Source organism: Eilatimonas milleporae (assembly GCF_003688555.1).
Classification (GTDB): Bacteria; Pseudomonadota; Alphaproteobacteria; order Sphingomonadales; family Kordiimonadaceae; genus Eilatimonas; species Eilatimonas milleporae.
The window spans coordinates 1-16,245 of sequence record NZ_REFR01000012.1; the positions used below are offsets into that span (position 1 = coordinate 1).

General features: G+C 52.6%; 13 protein-coding genes. 4 read left to right on the plus strand and 9 right to left on the minus strand.

The window, feature by feature from the left end:
* Positions 1–320 precede the first annotated feature (320 nt).
* Together BXY39_RS20115 and BXY39_RS11390 are read left to right on the plus strand one after the other, a co-directional pair.
* On the plus strand, positions 321–614 hold the full coding sequence (locus BXY39_RS20115; RefSeq protein ID WP_170163792.1) for a transposase: 294 nt from the start codon (positions 321–323) through the stop codon (positions 612–614).
* Positions 615–901: 287 nt separating this feature from the next.
* Positions 902–2,143 carry an FG-GAP repeat protein gene (locus BXY39_RS11390; RefSeq protein ID WP_121939019.1) on the plus strand — a complete coding sequence of 414 codons (1,242 nt, stop codon included), beginning with the start codon at positions 902–904 and terminating at the stop codon, positions 2,141–2,143.
* 344 nt (positions 2,144–2,487) lie between these two features.
* On the opposite strand, the gene BXY39_RS11395 is transcribed toward BXY39_RS11390, so the two are convergent.
* The gene (locus BXY39_RS11395) at positions 2,488–3,291 is read right to left on the minus strand and encodes an enoyl-CoA hydratase-related protein (RefSeq protein ID WP_121939020.1); all 804 of its coding nucleotides are present in this window, start codon (positions 3,289–3,291) and stop codon (positions 2,488–2,490) included.
* Positions 3,292–3,654: 363 nt separating this feature from the next.
* Between BXY39_RS11395 and BXY39_RS11400 the strand changes: the two genes are divergently transcribed.
* Positions 3,655–4,794 (plus strand): CaiB/BaiF CoA transferase family protein, encoded by a 1,140-nt coding sequence (locus tag BXY39_RS11400; RefSeq protein WP_121939021.1) that lies wholly within the window; start codon positions 3,655–3,657, stop codon positions 4,792–4,794.
* A 39-nt stretch (positions 4,795–4,833) separates the two neighbouring features.
* On the opposite strand, the gene BXY39_RS11405 is transcribed toward BXY39_RS11400, so the two are convergent.
* From BXY39_RS11405 to BXY39_RS11435, 7 genes are all read right to left on the minus strand, one after another.
* On the minus strand, positions 4,834–6,897 hold the full coding sequence (locus BXY39_RS11405) for an NADPH-dependent 2,4-dienoyl-CoA reductase (RefSeq protein ID WP_121939022.1): 2,064 nt from the start codon (positions 6,895–6,897) through the stop codon (positions 4,834–4,836).
* Positions 6,881–8,044 (minus strand): acyl-CoA dehydrogenase family protein, encoded by a 1,164-nt coding sequence (locus tag BXY39_RS11410; protein WP_121939023.1) that lies wholly within the window; start codon positions 8,042–8,044, stop codon positions 6,881–6,883. Before BXY39_RS11410 ends, BXY39_RS11405 begins: the two co-directional genes overlap by 17 nt.
* A gap of 37 nt (positions 8,045–8,081) precedes the next feature.
* Entirely contained in the window at positions 8,082–8,906 is an 825-nt protein-coding gene (locus BXY39_RS11415) for an SDR family NAD(P)-dependent oxidoreductase (RefSeq protein ID WP_121939024.1), read from the minus strand.
* Between the two features lie 18 nt (positions 8,907–8,924).
* Entirely contained in the window at positions 8,925–9,344 is a 420-nt protein-coding gene (locus tag BXY39_RS11420) for a MaoC family dehydratase (protein WP_121939025.1), read from the minus strand.
* A complete protein-coding gene (locus BXY39_RS11425) occupies positions 9,345–9,791 on the minus strand; it encodes a MaoC family dehydratase N-terminal domain-containing protein (RefSeq protein ID WP_121939026.1) in 447 nt (148 codons plus the stop codon). It lies immediately after the preceding gene.
* Between the two features lie 16 nt (positions 9,792–9,807).
* Positions 9,808–10,992, minus strand: coding sequence for a lipid-transfer protein (locus BXY39_RS11430; RefSeq protein WP_121939027.1), 1,185 nt, complete (start codon positions 10,990–10,992; stop codon positions 9,808–9,810).
* Positions 10,993–11,349: 357 nt separating this feature from the next.
* A complete protein-coding gene (locus BXY39_RS11435) occupies positions 11,350–13,989 on the minus strand; it encodes a TonB-dependent receptor plug domain-containing protein (protein WP_170163793.1) in 2,640 nt (879 codons plus the stop codon).
* Between the two features lie 206 nt (positions 13,990–14,195).
* Here BXY39_RS11435 and BXY39_RS11440 point away from each other — a divergent pair, with 206 nt between their 5' ends.
* The gene (locus tag BXY39_RS11440; RefSeq protein WP_121939029.1) at positions 14,196–15,182 is read left to right on the plus strand and encodes an NAD(P)H-dependent flavin oxidoreductase; all 987 of its coding nucleotides are present in this window, start codon (positions 14,196–14,198) and stop codon (positions 15,180–15,182) included.
* Between the two features lie 3 nt (positions 15,183–15,185).
* Here the strand turns inward: BXY39_RS11440 and BXY39_RS11445 are convergent, their stop codons facing one another.
* Positions 15,186–16,055 (minus strand): IclR family transcriptional regulator, encoded by an 870-nt coding sequence (locus BXY39_RS11445; RefSeq protein ID WP_121939030.1) that lies wholly within the window; start codon positions 16,053–16,055, stop codon positions 15,186–15,188.
* Between the last annotated feature and the right edge of the window lie 190 nt (positions 16,056–16,245).

The window sequence follows — 16,245 nt, forward strand, 5'->3', positions numbered from 1 at the left end:
GCAGCCCGGTAGCTCGTCAGGCTCATAACCTGAAGGCCGCAGGTTCAAATCCTGCCCCCGCAACCATTCAAAACCCCCGCCAAAACAGCGGGGGTTTTTTAGTTTGACGGACAGAGCATCCAACATCATACGGACAGACAAAATAAACTGACCAGTCAGTCAACGCACCCCCTATAGACCCCATACACCAAACCATACCAATCATCATGGTGCCATGACAGCCAGCTTCGGCTGCATGATCAACGCTATATCCTAGGCTAAGGACCCATTGATTTGCGATAAGAGTCGAACGGTGGCTCAAGATGGCGAAGGAGATTACCATGTCGGACCTGTTTTTGCTTTCGCCAGCTCAGATGTCCAAGATTGAGCCGTTTTTTCCCCGCTCGCACGGCGCGCCGTGTGTTGATGACCGGCGCGTGAGCGTGATTTCGGGCATCGTGTACGTGCTCAAACACGGCCTTCAGTGGAAGGGCGCCCCGCGCGGATACGGGCCGCACGTGCCCTCGCAGCCACTTTTACAGAACCAAGAGAATCAATGGCTTGGCCGCCCGCTGCATCCGCAGCGGGCTTCTCTGTCGTGGCCAGGGCCAAGATGCTTGCCGGATTGCCGGTGATGTCCATGGCCAGACCGTCGCCCATCGATGTCAGGTGAATGGCGCTGATAAGGTTGCGTAGCACCTCCACCGCTTCGGCCCGCACATCATTCGCGTCCAAAGCCGCATAAAGCTAGTGCAGGTCAATTTAAGCACGCAAAGGGCTATCATACTGTTAGAAGACAATGAACCTTCGGCGGCAATTACGTTTGGCTATAACGAACAGGGCAAGATACATGATTTTTTACAACCAAAATCCAGACAAATTAACGCGTCTGAATGTTCAGTTTTCAAAGGATTAATACACAATGCTGCCTATCAAACTGAGTATAGCCTTAATGCTCCTTAGTTCGGCTCTTTCTGCCGAGCAGAGTGTTTGCACCCAGATTGAGGTCAAGAAATTAACGGCTGCACAATCCAAGCCCAATGACTTCTTCGGATTCAGTATGGCCTTGTCTGATGACAGATTACTGGTTGGTGCCCAGGGAAACTCTGACGAAACTCTGTCTGATACTGTCACGATATTCCGTCAATCTGGAGATGAATGGGGTAGAGAAACAACTATCGAAGTTGATGACGGCGTCGTTGGAGATGATTTTGGAGGGAGTGTTGCCCTTGGGCCAGGGTTGGCAGTCGTTGGTGCTCGCAGACATGACGCGCGAGGCGCCGATGCAGGGGCGGTTTACCTGTTTGAAAATGACCGTTTGACTTGGCGGCGGCTTAATAAACTGACAGCCTCTGATGCAGCCCCCGGCGATGAGTTTGGCTACAGCGTCGCTATCGATGGCAAGACAATTGCGGTAGGCGCGCCCCGGAAGGACAGCATGGGTGACGATGCAGGTGCGGTTTACATCTTTGAAGATAAGGGCGGAGAATGGCAGCAGACAGCTGTTCTCTTGGCTCCCGATCGCGCTCCAGGGGATGTCTTTGGTATCAGCCTTTCCTTGTCGAAAGACCATATACTTGTGGGCGCGGATCTAACGGACGAGGGTGGTGAAAATGCTGGATCCGCATACATATTCGAACAGATTGATGGTACTTGGCAGTTTGAGACCAAACTGACGGCATCAGATTCTGATGCAGGGGATTTATTTGGAATCCGAGTTAAGCTTAATGGTGATAGAGCACTCATTGGGGCCGCAAGAGACGACGAGGCGGCTGAGAATGCAGGAGCCGCATATATATTTGAGCGTACGAACAATGGTTGGCAACAAGACACCAAAATTGTCGCACCTGACGCGACAAAAGACGATAGATTTGGCACACGTGTAGCAATATCGGGAAAAACAGTCATTGTTGGATCGATCTTGAGCAATATTGAAGGTACAGATGTTGGTGCGGCTTATGTATTTCGACAATCTGATCAGAGCTGGCAATTTACCCGTAAGCTCATCCCGTCGGACGGAAAAACGGAAGATGTTTTTGGATGGGCCGTTGCGGTGAACGGCGATACGGTTGCTGTTGGCGCGCCAACATTCATTGTCACAAAACCTGGGAACGCAGGTGGAGCTTATTTATACGATCTGAGTGCAGGTGGATGCGCAAAATAAGAACGCTAACTAGGCTCAGGACTCATTGCATACACCAAGTGACGATCGCCATCTTGAATCACCGTTCGACTCTTATCGCCAATCAATGGGTCCTGAGCCTGATAGAATGGCCCACAAGTGTTATGCTACAGCCAGATACCATAGTTTAGGGGCGTCAAGGAATTGGTGGAGTTCAGCGGCCTTCCCGGCACTCCCCCTTTTTTTGTCTGTAAGTTACGTTGGTTGCGTGCCCCCGCAACCAATTAAAACGCCCGTCACAACATCGTCACAGAGGCGTTTAACTTTGGGGACGCCCGCGCTGCACCAATAACATCCCGTCCCATCCAAAAGCCTCGACTGACCAGTCAGTCATCGTTTCCTAAAGTTCCCTGGAAGTTTGCCTTTCGTTTTTCTCTGAAAGCAACAACACCTTCAACAAATTCATCGGTTTGCCCGGCTATGCGTTGCAGGTGGCGTTCGCGTTTGAGTTGTTCATCCAGCGCCGAGTCAAGCGCAGCCCAGGCGGACTTTTTGATGAGGGCATAAACAGATGTAGGACCGGCAGCCAGTCGCTGTGCAATTGAAAAAGCTTCACTGTCAACATGGTCGTCTTCAACGACGCTCGTTACGAGCCCGTCTGCATAGGCCCGTTTGGCGGAATATTTTTCGCCCAAAAGCATAAGCTCCATAGCGCGCACACGCCCTATCGCCCGCGCCAGCAGGTAAGGCGAACCTCCATCCGGCACGAGCCCAATGTTGCAGAATGCCTGAAGAAAATATGCTTTATCGCTCGCAATTATTATATCACCCATAAGGGCGATGGAACAGCCAACACCCACCGCCGCACCGCGTACAGCGGTGACAAACGGAAGCTTCAAGTCGCGCAATTTAAGGATTAACGGATTATAGATCGTTTCAAGCCGAGCGCCAATATCGCGGTCCGGGTCTTCAAGATCGATACCACCTTTGGAAAGGTTTGCGCCTGAACAAAACGCCCGTCCCTTTGCGCCAAGAAGGATGACCCGGGCTTCTTTTTCGGCTCTTTCAATAGCTGCAAGTAGCTCAGAGCCCATTTGCGGAGATATGGCGTTTAAGGTCTCCGGATCATTAAGATGAATCTCTGCAATACCGTTTTCGTTGCTGTACTGTAAAAATTCGTAAGATTTCATGATCGTTCCTGCATCTCATTGCTGTGCGACCATCCATCAAGGATTTTCACAGCTGGTTGCATAACTATCTTCCAACACGAGACTGCGCACGCTCGAAGCGTATCACCCTTTATGGTGTGACGAGAAAATTCACGGTGTTGAATGTGTTTTTATTATATTGAATATTGGTTTTTGGTACAATACGAAATGATGTGCGGTTTTGTGCCACGGTAAAGTAAGGGTCATCATGGCGGATGATCGATATGGGTGTGAGCGTTGTCGGCCAGAAACTGATTTTGTCGCCAGCGACCGGCAGCGCATAGAAATAAGTATCAACGCTATTCTCTCGGTTGTTGGGGGCACTATGAATGGGTTTAAAGCTATATGAGCGGTCCTCTCAAAGGCATACGTATTATTGAATTCGCTGGCATAGGGCCCGGACCATTTTGCGGTATGATGCTTGCCGATCACGGGGCAGAGGTTATTCGCATCGACCGAAACACCGGGCCGAACCGGACCATCGGTGCGTTGTCGCGTTCGCGCAAATCCATTGTCCTCAATCTCAAATCGCCTGACGGCGTCGCGCTCGCGCGTCGGCTCGTGAAATCCGCTGACGGACTAATCGAAGGGTTTCGACCAGGCGTTATGGAGCGTTTGCAACTCGGCCCCAATGTGTTGCTGCAAGATAACCCCGGGCTGGTTTACGGACGCATGACAGGCTGGGGGCAAGATGGCCCCTACGCACAGGCTGCCGGACATGACATCAACTATATCGCACTATCGGGCGTATTGCACACTTGCGGTCGGGCCGGTGAGAAACCGACCCCGCCAGTGAATTATCTCGGTGATTTTGGCGGCGGTGGCATGATGCTCGCGTTTGGTATGGTGAGCGCCTTGTTGGCGGTGAAAAACGGTGCGGCAGGCCAGGTGGTTGACGCCAGCATGAGCGATGGTTCCGCGCTTTTGAGCGCCATGACATGGGGCTTTCTGGAAGCAGGGGCATGGGAAGACGAGCGTGGCGTCAACCGGCTCGATACCGGTGCTCCCTATTATGATGTCTACGAAACGAAAGACGGGAAATATGTTTCTGTCGGTGCAATAGAGCCGCAATTTTATCAATTACTGGGCGAGTTGACCGGTCTTAAGGATGATGAGGATTTTATCCGGCAAAATGATCGAGGTCGTTGGCCGGCAATCCGGAAAAAACTGACATCTGTGTTCAAGGAAAAAATCCGCGATGAATGGTGCACGGTTTTTGAAGGAAGCGACGCCTGTTTCGCCCCGGTGCTTTCTCTAAGGGAAGCGGCAATGCATCCCCATAATATTGCGCGCAAGACCTTTGCAACAGTGGACGGCAAAACTCAACCGGCGCCTGCGCCGCGTTTCTCGGGAAATGAGCATGACGCATCGCGTCCTGCCCCCTCAAATGGCGCTGATACGCGAAGTGTTCTGATCGGTTTAGGGTACAGCGAGGAGGAAATTGAAAATTGGCGTGAGAGCGGCGCCATCCAGGAATGCCCCTGAAGAACGAAGGGCGGAGACCTTGATCCAGCCGTCTGCAAATCAGATTACAGCGGCAGCGTGGCTTGCCTGTTTGATGGCTGCTTTCGCATCAATCTCAGCCGCCTCAAAAGCACCGCCGATAATATCGACCGACATGCCGTCGATTTGAGATAATGCATCGAACAGGTCGCGGTCTGATTCCTGCCCGGCGCAAATTATCACTGTATCGACGGGTAAAATTTCCACCTGGTTATCGCGTTTGACGTGAAGGCCATCATCATCAATTTTCACATATTCGACACCGTTGAGCATTTTGACGCCTCGGCGTTTGAGGGTAAGCCTGTGTGTCCATCCCGTTGTGCGCCCCAGCCCCCTGCCAACTGACGTCGATTTGCGTTGAAGCAACCAGATGTCACGCTCAGATTTGGTGTTGAGAGGCTCAACGCCCGTGACCCCGCCGCGTGGATGATTGTCAAAATCAATGCCCCACTCTTTTGCAAACAAGTCCCGATCAAGAGCAGAAGAAGGGCCGGAATGGCTGATCAGTTCACAGACATCGAACCCGATCCCGCCAGCGCCAATCACGGCTACCTTTTGACCGACGGGACGCGCGCCGGTAATCGCATCAATATAGCTGACAACCTTCTTGTGCTCTATGCCCGCGATATCGGGTTTGCGCGGCTTGATACCGGTCGCTGTGACAATATGATCAAATCCACCGGTTGAGAGGTCGGAAACTGATACTTTCTGACCAAGCCGAAGGCCTACGCCATGGATGGTTAGCATTTTGCCGTAGTACCGAAGCGTTTCGTGAAACTCCTCTTTGCCGGGAATTTTCTTCGCCAGGTTAAACTGACCGCCAACCTCTGACGCAGCGTCAAATAAAGTAACCCGATGGCCACGTTCCGCCGCGACACAGGCGTAGGCCAATCCCGCCGGACCGGCGCCCACAACGGCAATTTTCTTTGCCTTTTCAACCGGCTTGTATGAGAGCTCCGTTTCATGACAGGCGCGTGGATTAACAAGACAGGAGGCCGTGACGGCGCTGAATGTATGATCCAGACAAGCCTGATTGCAGGCAATGCAGGTATTGATTTCATCTTCCCGTGCTTCAAGGGCTTTGATCATAAATTGGCTATCGGCAAGCATTGGCCGTGCCATTGATACGAGATCGGCATCGCCGCGCGCGAGAACAGCCTCAGCCACATCGGGCATATTCACCCGGTTGGATGTTATGACGGGAATTGAAAGTTCCTTACGTAACCGCCCGGTGATGGGTGTGAAAGCCGCCCGCGGAACCATGGTCGCGATGGTTGGGACCGCACTTTCATGCCATGTAAAATGCGTTGAGATAACGGATGCACCTGCTTTTTCGAGCCGCTTCGCCAAGGTTACAATTTCGTTCCAACTCATCCCGTCCTGCAGCATATCCATGGCTGCTATACGGAATATCACTATGAAATTGTCGCCAACCGCCTGACGAACGCCCTCTACAATCTCAAGCGCGAACCGCATCCGGTTTTCATAGTTGCCGCCATACTCATCGGTCCGCAGGTTGGTTTTCTGAACAAGAAATGTCGATATGAGATAGCCGGCTGAGCCGATGATTTCGACACCGTCATAACCCGCTTGCTTTGCCAGTTTCGCACAGCGTATGTGATCCGCGATTTGTTTTTTAACACCGGCCTGATCAAGCGCGATGGGCGCTATGCGAGAAATGGGTGACTGAACGCCGGAGGGTGAAACCGCATTGGAATTCCGTGCCAGTGGACCGGAATGAAGAATCTGCAGGCATATCTTCACATCCGGGTCAGCCTGGTGCACGGCGGACGTCACCAGCTTGTGCAGGTCAACCTGCTCCTCCGTCCAAAGACCCTCTCGCCCAACAGCAGTGGCCTCCGGGTTTGGGGCAATGCCGCCTGTGATGATCATCCCAACGCCGCCGGCAGCACGCTCCGCATAATACACAGCCATACGCTCAAAGCCGTTTTCCGCTTCTTCAAGGCCCGTGTGCATCGAGCCCATAATGGCCCGGTTTTTTATGCGAGTGTGCCCGAGCTCCAAGGGGGCAAACAGGCGAGGGTATTTTGCGACCCCTGGAGCAGGTTTATGATCTTGGGACATTATGACCATATTCTCGAAGCAACTGCTGTGCGATGACAAGTTGCATGATCTCCGATGTGCCTTCATAGATCCTGAATATTCGGGAATCGCGGAAGAAGCGCTCCGCCTCATATTCACGAAGATATCCAGCGCCGCCATAAATCTGGACGACACGGTCGACAACGCGCCCGCACATCTCCGAGATAAAGAGCTTCACGCAGGCGGCCTTCAAACGGACATCCTCGCCGTGATCCAGGCGTTCGCACGCATCTTTCAACATACATTCGGCGGCATAGATATCGGCTTGCGAGTCCGCGAATTTGGCCTGCATTAATTGAAAATTGGCGATGGGTTGACCAAAGGCCTTCCGGTCAAGCGCGTAGCGTATGCCGCTATCAAGAGCGCGTCTCGCCATGCCCAGCGCCGCTGATGCAACGGAAAGACGCCCGCCGTTCAAGGACTGCATCGCCGCCAAAAAGCCTTGTCCTTCCACTTCGCCGAGGAGGGCGGAGCCGGGCACTTCAACATTTTCCAGATAAACATCGGCGATTTGTCCGCCTTCCTGGCCCATTTTCTTGTCAGGCGACCCGATGGTTACACCCTTGGTATCGGTTGCCACGAGAAAGGCGCTGATATGCCCGTTCTTGGGCAGGTTTTCGGCATTTGTACGGGCCATCACCAACACCACGTCGGCAAAAGGGGCGTTGGTGATGTAACGTTTTGAACCGTTCAGCACATAGCCATTGCCCTTCCTTTCCGCTTTGGTTCTGAGCGCCGCGCTATCTGACCCTGAATCCGGTTCTGTAATTGCGAAAGAAGCGACAGCGCCGCTGGCGATTTTGGGAAGCCATTCCTGCTTTTGTGCTTCAGTTCCATTGTTGGCAATGGCGGATGTGACGATACCATTGCCGATCGAAATGATCGTCCTATAGGCTGGTGCCGCCCAAGATAACTCGGCCATGACCTGAATATACTGCATCGTATTCATGCCAGCGCCGCCATATTCTTCAGGTACCGCCAAACCAAAAAGACCCAGTTCTTTCATTTCGCGCAGAATAGCATCCGGGATAGCGTTGTTCTGGATTACCTCTTCTTCTGCGGGAACCAGCCTGTCGGTCACGTAACGCTTCAGTTGTTCAAAAAAGAGGGTGTAGGTTTCGGAATCCATCCCGCCCTTTGTATCTGGCTTTGCAGGGCTCACGGGGTTACTCCCTCCCGCCGCCGCAGACAATGGTCTGGCCGGTGACATAATTTCCTTCAGGAATACAGAAAAGATAGACTGCGCCTGCCGCCTCTTCGGGGGTGCCGGGGCGGCCCATCGGGATAATCGCTTTTGCCGCTTCCAGGTTTTTCAGTGGGATGCCAACCTTTACAGAACGGTTGCCGACAGAAACTTCCGGTTTTTCACCCTCGACACCTTGCGTAAGGCGGGTTGCTATCATCCCGTACGCAACGCAATTGACATTGACTTTGTACCGCCCCCATTCCTTTGCGAGTGTTTCGGTGATACCGATCACCGCTTTTTTGGCGGCGGAATAGTTTATCTGGCCTGCATTGCCCCTGGTGCCTGTGACCGAAGAGATATTCACCACCTTGCGAAAGACTTCGCGTCCTTCTTCGGCCTCTTTTTTGCCCATGGCCCGGAAATATTCCGACGCGGCGCGAAGAATTCGAAAGGGGGCAACCGTGTGAACATCCAGCATCGCCTGAAACTGGTCATCGGACATTTTTTGAATGACGCTGTCCCAAGTGTAGCCTGCATTGTTGACGACTATGTCAAGCGCTCCGAACTCGTCGAGAGCCGTCCGGACAAACCGGTCGCCAAAATCCGCCGCTGTCACATCGCCGACGCAGGAAGCAGCTTTACCGCCGCTCGCGAGGATTTCGCTGACCACTTCTTCTGCCGGTGCATTGTCGATATCGTTGACAACAACAGCAGCACCTTCTGACGCCAGTTTAAGGGCGATGGCCCGACCGATGCCCCGGCCTGAACCGGATACGATCGCAACCTGGTTCTCAAGTTTTCCCAACTTTATCCTCCCGAAACGTTATTGAATTCGAATGACGGCAGTGCCTTTAAGCGTTTGAGCGCCCGACTGTGAATGCATCGCCAGATCCAGAGACAAATGCTCCGCGCCATCATCAACTTGCTTGTCGATAACTTTTGCTGAGGCGGTCACCACGTCATTGACGTGTGTAATCGCGGAAAAACGGACGCCGAAGGAAACAATGTTTTCCTGTGCCGTCCACCCCGTCAAAAGACGTCCCAAAAGAGCCATGGACAACATACCATGAACGAATACATCATCGAATCCGGCTTCCTTGGCAAAGTCCGTATCCACATGGATAGGATTGTGATCGCCGGAACCACCGCAATAAAGCGCCAGGGTGTGGCGAGAAATAGGGCCAGTTTCAAGGGGCGGAAGCGCGTCGCCGATATTGACTGACTTGAGGTCGACTTCCGCCATTTATACGCTCCGTCGCATCACAGTGGTGGTTGTTACCTTCTGCACGAGAGCCTGCGCGTCATTATAGACGTTTGTCTCTCGCAGCAAGAACTCAAGAGCGCCGCCTTTCTTGTCGTACATGTCGGTAATTTCCGTAAGGAGCGTCAGTTCTTGCCCAACATGGATGGGCAGAAAGTAATCAATTTTTTCTTCGGCGTGCAGAAGACCTTTATAATCCAGGCCCAATTGCTCGTATGTAGGCGTTTCCGCCGGCGCCAGAAACTTCAGGCAGGCCCCAAATGTTGGCGGCGCCAATATGTTCGGGTGGCCGGCGGCCTTCGCCGCCTCTTCATCCAGATAAATCGGATTGGTCTCCCCGATCGCCTTGGCGAACAATAAGACCTGCCCGCGCTCGACGGTAATCGTGCGCGGTTCCGATTTATGTCCCAGATATTCGGTGTTCAACACGAGATTTTATCCCAATTCACGCAGCCGCATAAAGCGTTACAACACAGGCACCGCCCAAACCCAGATTATGTGCCAGAGCGTGCCGCGCGCCGGGAACTTGTCTTTTGTCCGCCGTACCGCGAATTTGATTGGTCAGCTCAAAACACTGCGCCAGGCCGGTTGCGCCAAGCGGATGGCCTTTCGACAACAAACCACCGGACGGATTGGTCACCACGCGTCCGCCATATGTATTATCACCATCTGAAATGAATTTTTCCGCATCGCCTTCCGGCGTCAGACGCAGGGCCTCATAGCTGATGACTTCGTTTGCAGTGAAACAATCGTGAAGCTCGACGACATCAATGTCTTCCGGGCCAATGCCAGCTTGCTCGTAAACCATGTCGGCGGCTTCTCTCGCCATGTCATAACCGACAAGCTTCATCATGCTGTGGTCTTCAAAGGTCGACGATTTATCCGTTGTCATCGCCTGTGCCCTAATCTCAACCGGCGCATTTACCCCGTTCCGACGGGCAAAGTCTTCGGAGCAGACAATTGCGGCTGCTGCACCGCACGTTGGCGGGCAGCATTGGAATTTGGTGAGTGGGCCAAATATGTGGGTCGACTCCAGGATTTCCCCGACCGAGAGCGGCTTGGTAAAGAGCGCAAATGGGTTATTGGCCGCATGCTGACGCGCTTTGACCTGAACGCGTGCAAAGCTTTCAGCCGTCATGCCATACTTATCGGCATATTCCTGTCCCGCGCCGCCAAAGAACTGGGGCGCACGCGGCTTTTCCTTGTCATAGCCGACAAACTTGTCCATCGCTTCGACAAACCGGGTCAGAGCCAAAGGCCGGTCCGTGAAATAGGTCGCGAGAGCTCCTGGCCGCATTTCTTCAAACCCGAGCGCAAGGGCACATTCCACGACCCCGCTTTCAACGGCTTGCCGGGCGAGATAGAGGGCGGACGAGCCAGTCGTGCAATTATTGTTGACGTTGAAGATCGGAATACCGCTTAGCCCAACTCCATAGAGTGCTGCCTGGCCGCATGTTGAATCGCCGTAGACATAACCGACATAGCCGTGTTCAACCTTGTCATAGCCGATGCCTGCATCCCGCAACGCCAGAACAGATGCCTTCTCTCCCATGACATTATAGACCTCGCTTTGCCCGGGCTTGGCGAAAGGGATCATGCCGACCCCGGCGACTAAGGCTTTTCTTGACATAATCGGGCTTCCTTTACGCTAATTCATTGAGCCGGGCTATTGCTGTTGCGAGTGTTTGTCAGCGCCGTGCGACGATATCAGTCAACGTGCATAAATTCAACATATGAAAAATATATTCATTATATTGAATAAATCTCAAATTATGCCTTCGATTCCCGCCGAAACCGCACTGAGTATTCATCAGTGATATGGAGAAGTATTTTTCCTGAAATGGGCCCGCATGCAACAGAGCGAAGATCGACATTATTTTGACCGTGTTGCTGTCCGTAAAAATCGCTGGAGATCACATTCATGAGCGCCAGCGATTTGCTTTCCCCGCTTAAGTTAAGGGGTCATGTCAGCCCTGCGGCGACTATCCTAGAAGCCTACGCCCAGTCGCAAATACAAAACCCGTCCACGCGGGTCATGAACCCTTGGCTCAAACGCAAATGCGTTTGCCGTGTTCGCAAATGGCGGTTCTTTATTGAAGAGGTTTGTCGCCCCCACTGTTAGGGTGGGTGTCATTGTATCGGCGTCAAAAATTCCAAGAGCGGACAGGTCAACCGCATATTGCGCGTCGAAAATGGTCCATGAGTTGATCTCAGCGCCAGGGTCGCTTCCGTCATCGTTGATGAATGATCCGATATGCCGGCCGGTGAATGACGCGCGGTGCGCTCCGATGCTGCCGACAACCGTAAAGTTCGCGCGCCATTGCGGTGTTGGATTCCCGATATTGGTCCTGTTCCGGAACCCGGCAACTTCCAGTGTTTGTTGTCCCGCGCCTGCCAAAATATCGTAATTCAGAACATAGGTGGCATTCGCGTTGATGCCGAAATTAAAGTCGGTATCCGGAATTGTCGTGTCATAGGTTACCGCGAAATCGAAACCATCCGTCTCAAGACTTGGTGCATTGATCAGCGTAAGATTGATACGCTCAATAACGCCGCCTGTCCGTGTGACTGCCGGGTCATTGGGGTTGGCGCTGACAATTGCCTGCGCACTCTCGGCAGTGATCAGGTTATCATATTCGAAACGCCAATAATCAAAGTCAAAGGACAACCCATCGAAAGGGCTTAAGGAAAGCCCGGCATTATAGGTCGTCGCTTCTTCCGGCCGCAAATTGCGTGTACCAACGGTTTCAATCGGCACAAAAACCACGCCCGGGCCTGTTGGGTTCAGCGGGTCAAATACAGGGTTGACAGCAACATTGGTCTCACCAAGCTGTTGCACTTGTGGTGCCCGGAATGCCGTTGAGAATGACGCCCGCAGCGAGATAACGTCATTTGGCCGGATCAGCACGGCAATCTTCGGATCGATGCTGTCGCCAATCGAGTCTATATTATAATTTTCATATCGAAGGGCCGCCTGAATTTCCATCCACTCTGCAACGGGAATGGCCGTTTCCGCGAAGAATGAGAATGCTGTCAGGTCTCCTGAAAAATCCGGCGTCCCGATCGTGAAGAAAAACGCACGTGCGTTAGACAGGTCGTTGGCATCCAGATTCCGGTCCGAGTAACGATATTGACCGCCAAAGGCCAGCCCGACCGATCCCGCCGGCAGCTCGAAAATATCGCCGGAGACAACTCCGTCAACCGTCACAAGATTCGATTTGACGACGAATTCATTGTTGGCCCGGAAAGAATCGATAACGGCGGGATCATTGGGGGCCACACCATTAAGTGCGGTGCCAAATGGGTTGAAGGCCCCGGTATTGATCGCTTCTTGCAGCTCAGCGGCCAAAACGTCATTTCGCCCGGAGCTAAAGTGCCTGTTGTGGCCGTAAGTGACGGCGGCCTCATAGTCCCAGCCACCGGAAAGGTCACCGCGAACGCCACCGGTAAAGCGATAGTAATCGTCTTCAAGAATACTTTCGACCGCATCAAAGCCGGTGCCCAATGGGCGCCCAAAGAAACGCAACTGCGCGAGAGGTGGCGACGGCACGGTGAATGTCGGCGCATCGCCGGCAATCACCCGAGGGTGGTCCAGTGGAACAGTAATCGGGCGAAGCCCGGGGAAACTTGGCGCCCCGGTCCGTTTTGACTCGCGCCAGCTGTAGTTGAAGTCGGCAAACAGTTCCATACCCGAGGCCAATTCATGACGTAGGGTAAGCATGCCCAAGACGCGCTGGTCATCGGGGACAAGATCGGTGAAGGGGGCCAGATCGAATGAACACACCCCGGGCCCACCAGGAAAACTTGGTGTTGAACCGCCGACAACCCCACAAAGCGGGTCAGTGACCGGTCCGCCGAGATTTGCGCCGCTGGCGGTTTGCGGGAAGAAAGCGCCCGGGCTTCCGATACCGGATGACACGGTGGCGAATTCCCTTTCGCTGGCCAATAATTTTGTTTGGTCAACGAAACTGAAACCGACGACGATATTGGTCGCGCCGGACTCCCAGCCATATATGGCGTCAACCTGATAATTGCGTTGATCCGCCAGGCCATTGCGATAGTCGATCGCAATCTCGCCGCCCACGAACTTGTCTCGCGTGATGTGGTTGACAACACCTGCGACAGCGTCGGAGCCATACAAAGTCGAAGCGCCGTCCTTCAGAATTTCAATTCGGTCAAGCATGATCTGGGGCAGCAATGTATTGATGTCGACAAAGCTGAGAGAGCTGCTGTTGTCCGCGCCTGAAAGAACGGAACGGCGACCGTTCAAAAGAACAAGCGTGGAGCCAAGGCCAAGGCCGCGTAGATTATACTGAGCGGTACCCGCTACCCCGCCCGAGGTGAAAATATCGGCATTCAGCTCACTACCGGTATTGGCGGTCAGAAATCTGGCAAAATCGATTGGATTGGCGATGCCTTGGTCAGTCAGTGAATCCCGGCCAATGATGGATAGCGGGCTTGCCGAACTGGCAGGGTCTCTTTTGATAAAAGACCCGGTTATAACGATTTCATCTATAGTCAGTTCATCCGTTTTATCGTCAGCGTTCTGAGCATTCGCGGCGGCCTCCCCAAACCCCGTAGCCATAACGCCAATTGATGCGGATAAAAAAAGTTTTGAGAGGCTCATGCCCCTCTTCCCTTGCCAATTCATGTTCCCAACCTCCCCTAAACATAAATTTTTGGCTCTTGATTTCTTGAAATTTATATCAGAAAAACCAGAATATTCAATAAGTGGAATATATATTCAGTATATTGAATATATTCGCGACACGATATCGGAAGCTTTTTAGCTGTCAGAGTGTCAAAAGGGTCGATGGGGAAAGGGGTTCAGAGATGGCATTGCATAGTATTTTCAACGGGTTGCGCATGCCGGTTATTGGCAGTCCGCTTTTTATTGTTTCGGGGCCTGAGCTTGTCATTGCACAATGTCAAGCTGGAATAATGGGCTCTTTTCCCGCACTAAATGCCCGTCCGGCGCATGTGCTGGATGAATGGTTGGACCGCATTACAACCGAGCTGGCGGAATATACGGGTCAGAACCCGGATCGCCCGGCAGCCCCCTTCGCCGTCAACCAGATTGTCCACAAGTCCAATGATCGTCTCATGGATGATGTGGAAATGTGCGTGAAGTATAGGGTGCCTGTTGTCATAACATCACTGGGGGCCCGCAAAGAAGTGAACGACGCGATCCATTCCTATGGCGGTGTTGTACTGCATGATGTTGTCGATGTGCGGTTTGCAAAGAAAGCCCTTGAGAAGGGTGCGGACGGCCTGATCCCGGTATGCGCCGGGGCGGGAGGCCATGCCGGAAGGTTGTCACCGTTTGCATTGGTGCAGGAACTGCGGGAGTTTTTTGACGGACCAATCGTACTCTCCGGGGCAATCGCCAATGGAAGGGCCGTTGCCGCTGCTCAGGCCATGGGTGCGGATCTGGCATATATTGGCTCAGGGTTTATTCCCTGCCATGAAGCCAACAGCATTGACCCGCAACGCGACATGATGGTTGAATCGCACGCGGACGACATTGTGTACACAAACCTGTTCACGGGCGTGCATGGAAATTACCTCGCCCCTTCCATTCGCAAGGCGGGGCTGGACCCGGATAACCTTCCGCAAAGTGATCCAAGCAAAATGAACTTCGGTTCCGGAGGGAACATGAAGAAAAAAGCCTGGAAGGATATTTGGGGCTGCGGCCAGGGCATTGGCGCTATCGACAAAAGAATGTCGGTTGCCGAGTATGTTGACCGCCTTGAAAAAGAATATATTGAAGCCTGTGAAACCGTTTCGGTGGCGGTAACAAAGTCAAGTTGGCGGCGCTAAATTCTATGTTTGCGGAAGAGTGTGGCTTGTAGCCTTGACAAGGCCCTGCGTCGCTTCTTTTAGTTTCTTGCCAATGGAAGCTAGAGACTTGCGGTCATGCAGCGCCGACAAAAAGACGATGGTTAAACAATATCGACGACCTGTTGTCTGGTCTGCGAAAGCAGTCGATATTGTTGTAATGCCCCGAAAGAACTTGTCGCGGTCGATGGAAAAACCGTTTTTGGCTGCTTTTTTCACATCGGCGACATATTCTTCGAACGTAAACTCACCGCCCCAATCTACGGCATCGAAAGCTTCTTTTAATCTTGCATGGTTATGCATGTGCTCTGCCATCACAATTCGCCCGGCTGAGCCTGCACCAATCGGAAACGTGGTTCCGATATCAACATTCAGCCTGGCAATGGCTGACGTTTGGCCAATGGCAACCAAAACACGCGAATTATCAAACAATTCCCAAAGACTGGCCTGGCACGAATGCTGTTCCGCCAACTTGGCCAAGACAGGTTGCGCCAGCGCCAGCAGCGCACGGTTGGTCATGCCGTTACGCGCAAGTTCAAATATGCCAATGCCGAGTTCATAACCCTTTGTATCTTTCTGAAAGGCGACCAGATTCAGTTCAACCAGCGTCTTCAGTATATTGTAACTGGAACTCGCGCTTATGTTCGTTTCACGCGCTATCTCGGTGACACCTTTCGGGATCGATTGATCGGCCAAATATCTTAAAATCGAATAGGCGTTTGAAACGGCATTAACGCGTGGTGGCATGGGCAATCCCGGTAAATAGGTTGAAACGGCATTTAATATCAGTTTGCGGCGATATTCAATATATTGAATGGTCGATTTGTTCAATATCGGCGTAGGCAAGCCCGCCAAACCTCCTTCTTTATTTTTGTGCGCCCCTGAACTTTTCAAAAGTTCAGGGGCGCACAAAAGTTCAGGGTCGGTGGCCGATCCACAGATAATTCATTATATTGAATATATATTTCACATGTTGAATATAATTCCGTTTTGGTGAATAGTGATGATATCGGAAAAGGCGGCTTGCAGGTTTTTCCACTGTAAT

Excerpts from the sequence above, each read along its gene's own strand:
- BXY39_RS20115 (WP_170163792.1), top strand. The coding sequence starts at position 321 with ATGTCGGACCTGTTTTTGCTTTCGCCAGCTCAGATGTCCAAGATTGAG.
- BXY39_RS11390 (WP_121939019.1), top strand. The coding sequence starts at position 902 with ATGCTGCCTATCAAACTGAGTATAGCCTTAATGCTCCTTAGTTCGGCT.
- BXY39_RS11395 (WP_121939020.1), bottom strand. The coding sequence starts at position 3,291 with ATGAAATCTTACGAATTTTTACAGTACAGCAACGAAAACGGTATTGCA.
- BXY39_RS11400 (WP_121939021.1), top strand. The coding sequence starts at position 3,655 with ATGAGCGGTCCTCTCAAAGGCATACGTATTATTGAATTCGCTGGCATA.
- BXY39_RS11405 (WP_121939022.1), bottom strand. The coding sequence starts at position 6,897 with ATGTCCCAAGATCATAAACCTGCTCCAGGGGTCGCAAAATACCCTCGC.
- BXY39_RS11410 (WP_121939023.1), bottom strand. The coding sequence starts at position 8,044 with ATGGATTCCGAAACCTACACCCTCTTTTTTGAACAACTGAAGCGTTAC.
- BXY39_RS11420 (WP_121939025.1), bottom strand. The coding sequence starts at position 9,344 with ATGGCGGAAGTCGACCTCAAGTCAGTCAATATCGGCGACGCGCTTCCG.
- BXY39_RS11430 (WP_121939027.1), bottom strand. The coding sequence starts at position 10,992 with ATGTCAAGAAAAGCCTTAGTCGCCGGGGTCGGCATGATCCCTTTCGCC.
- BXY39_RS11435 (WP_170163793.1), bottom strand. The coding sequence starts at position 13,989 with ATGAGCCTCTCAAAACTTTTTTTATCCGCATCAATTGGCGTTATGGCT.
- BXY39_RS11440 (WP_121939029.1), top strand. The coding sequence starts at position 14,196 with ATGGCATTGCATAGTATTTTCAACGGGTTGCGCATGCCGGTTATTGGC.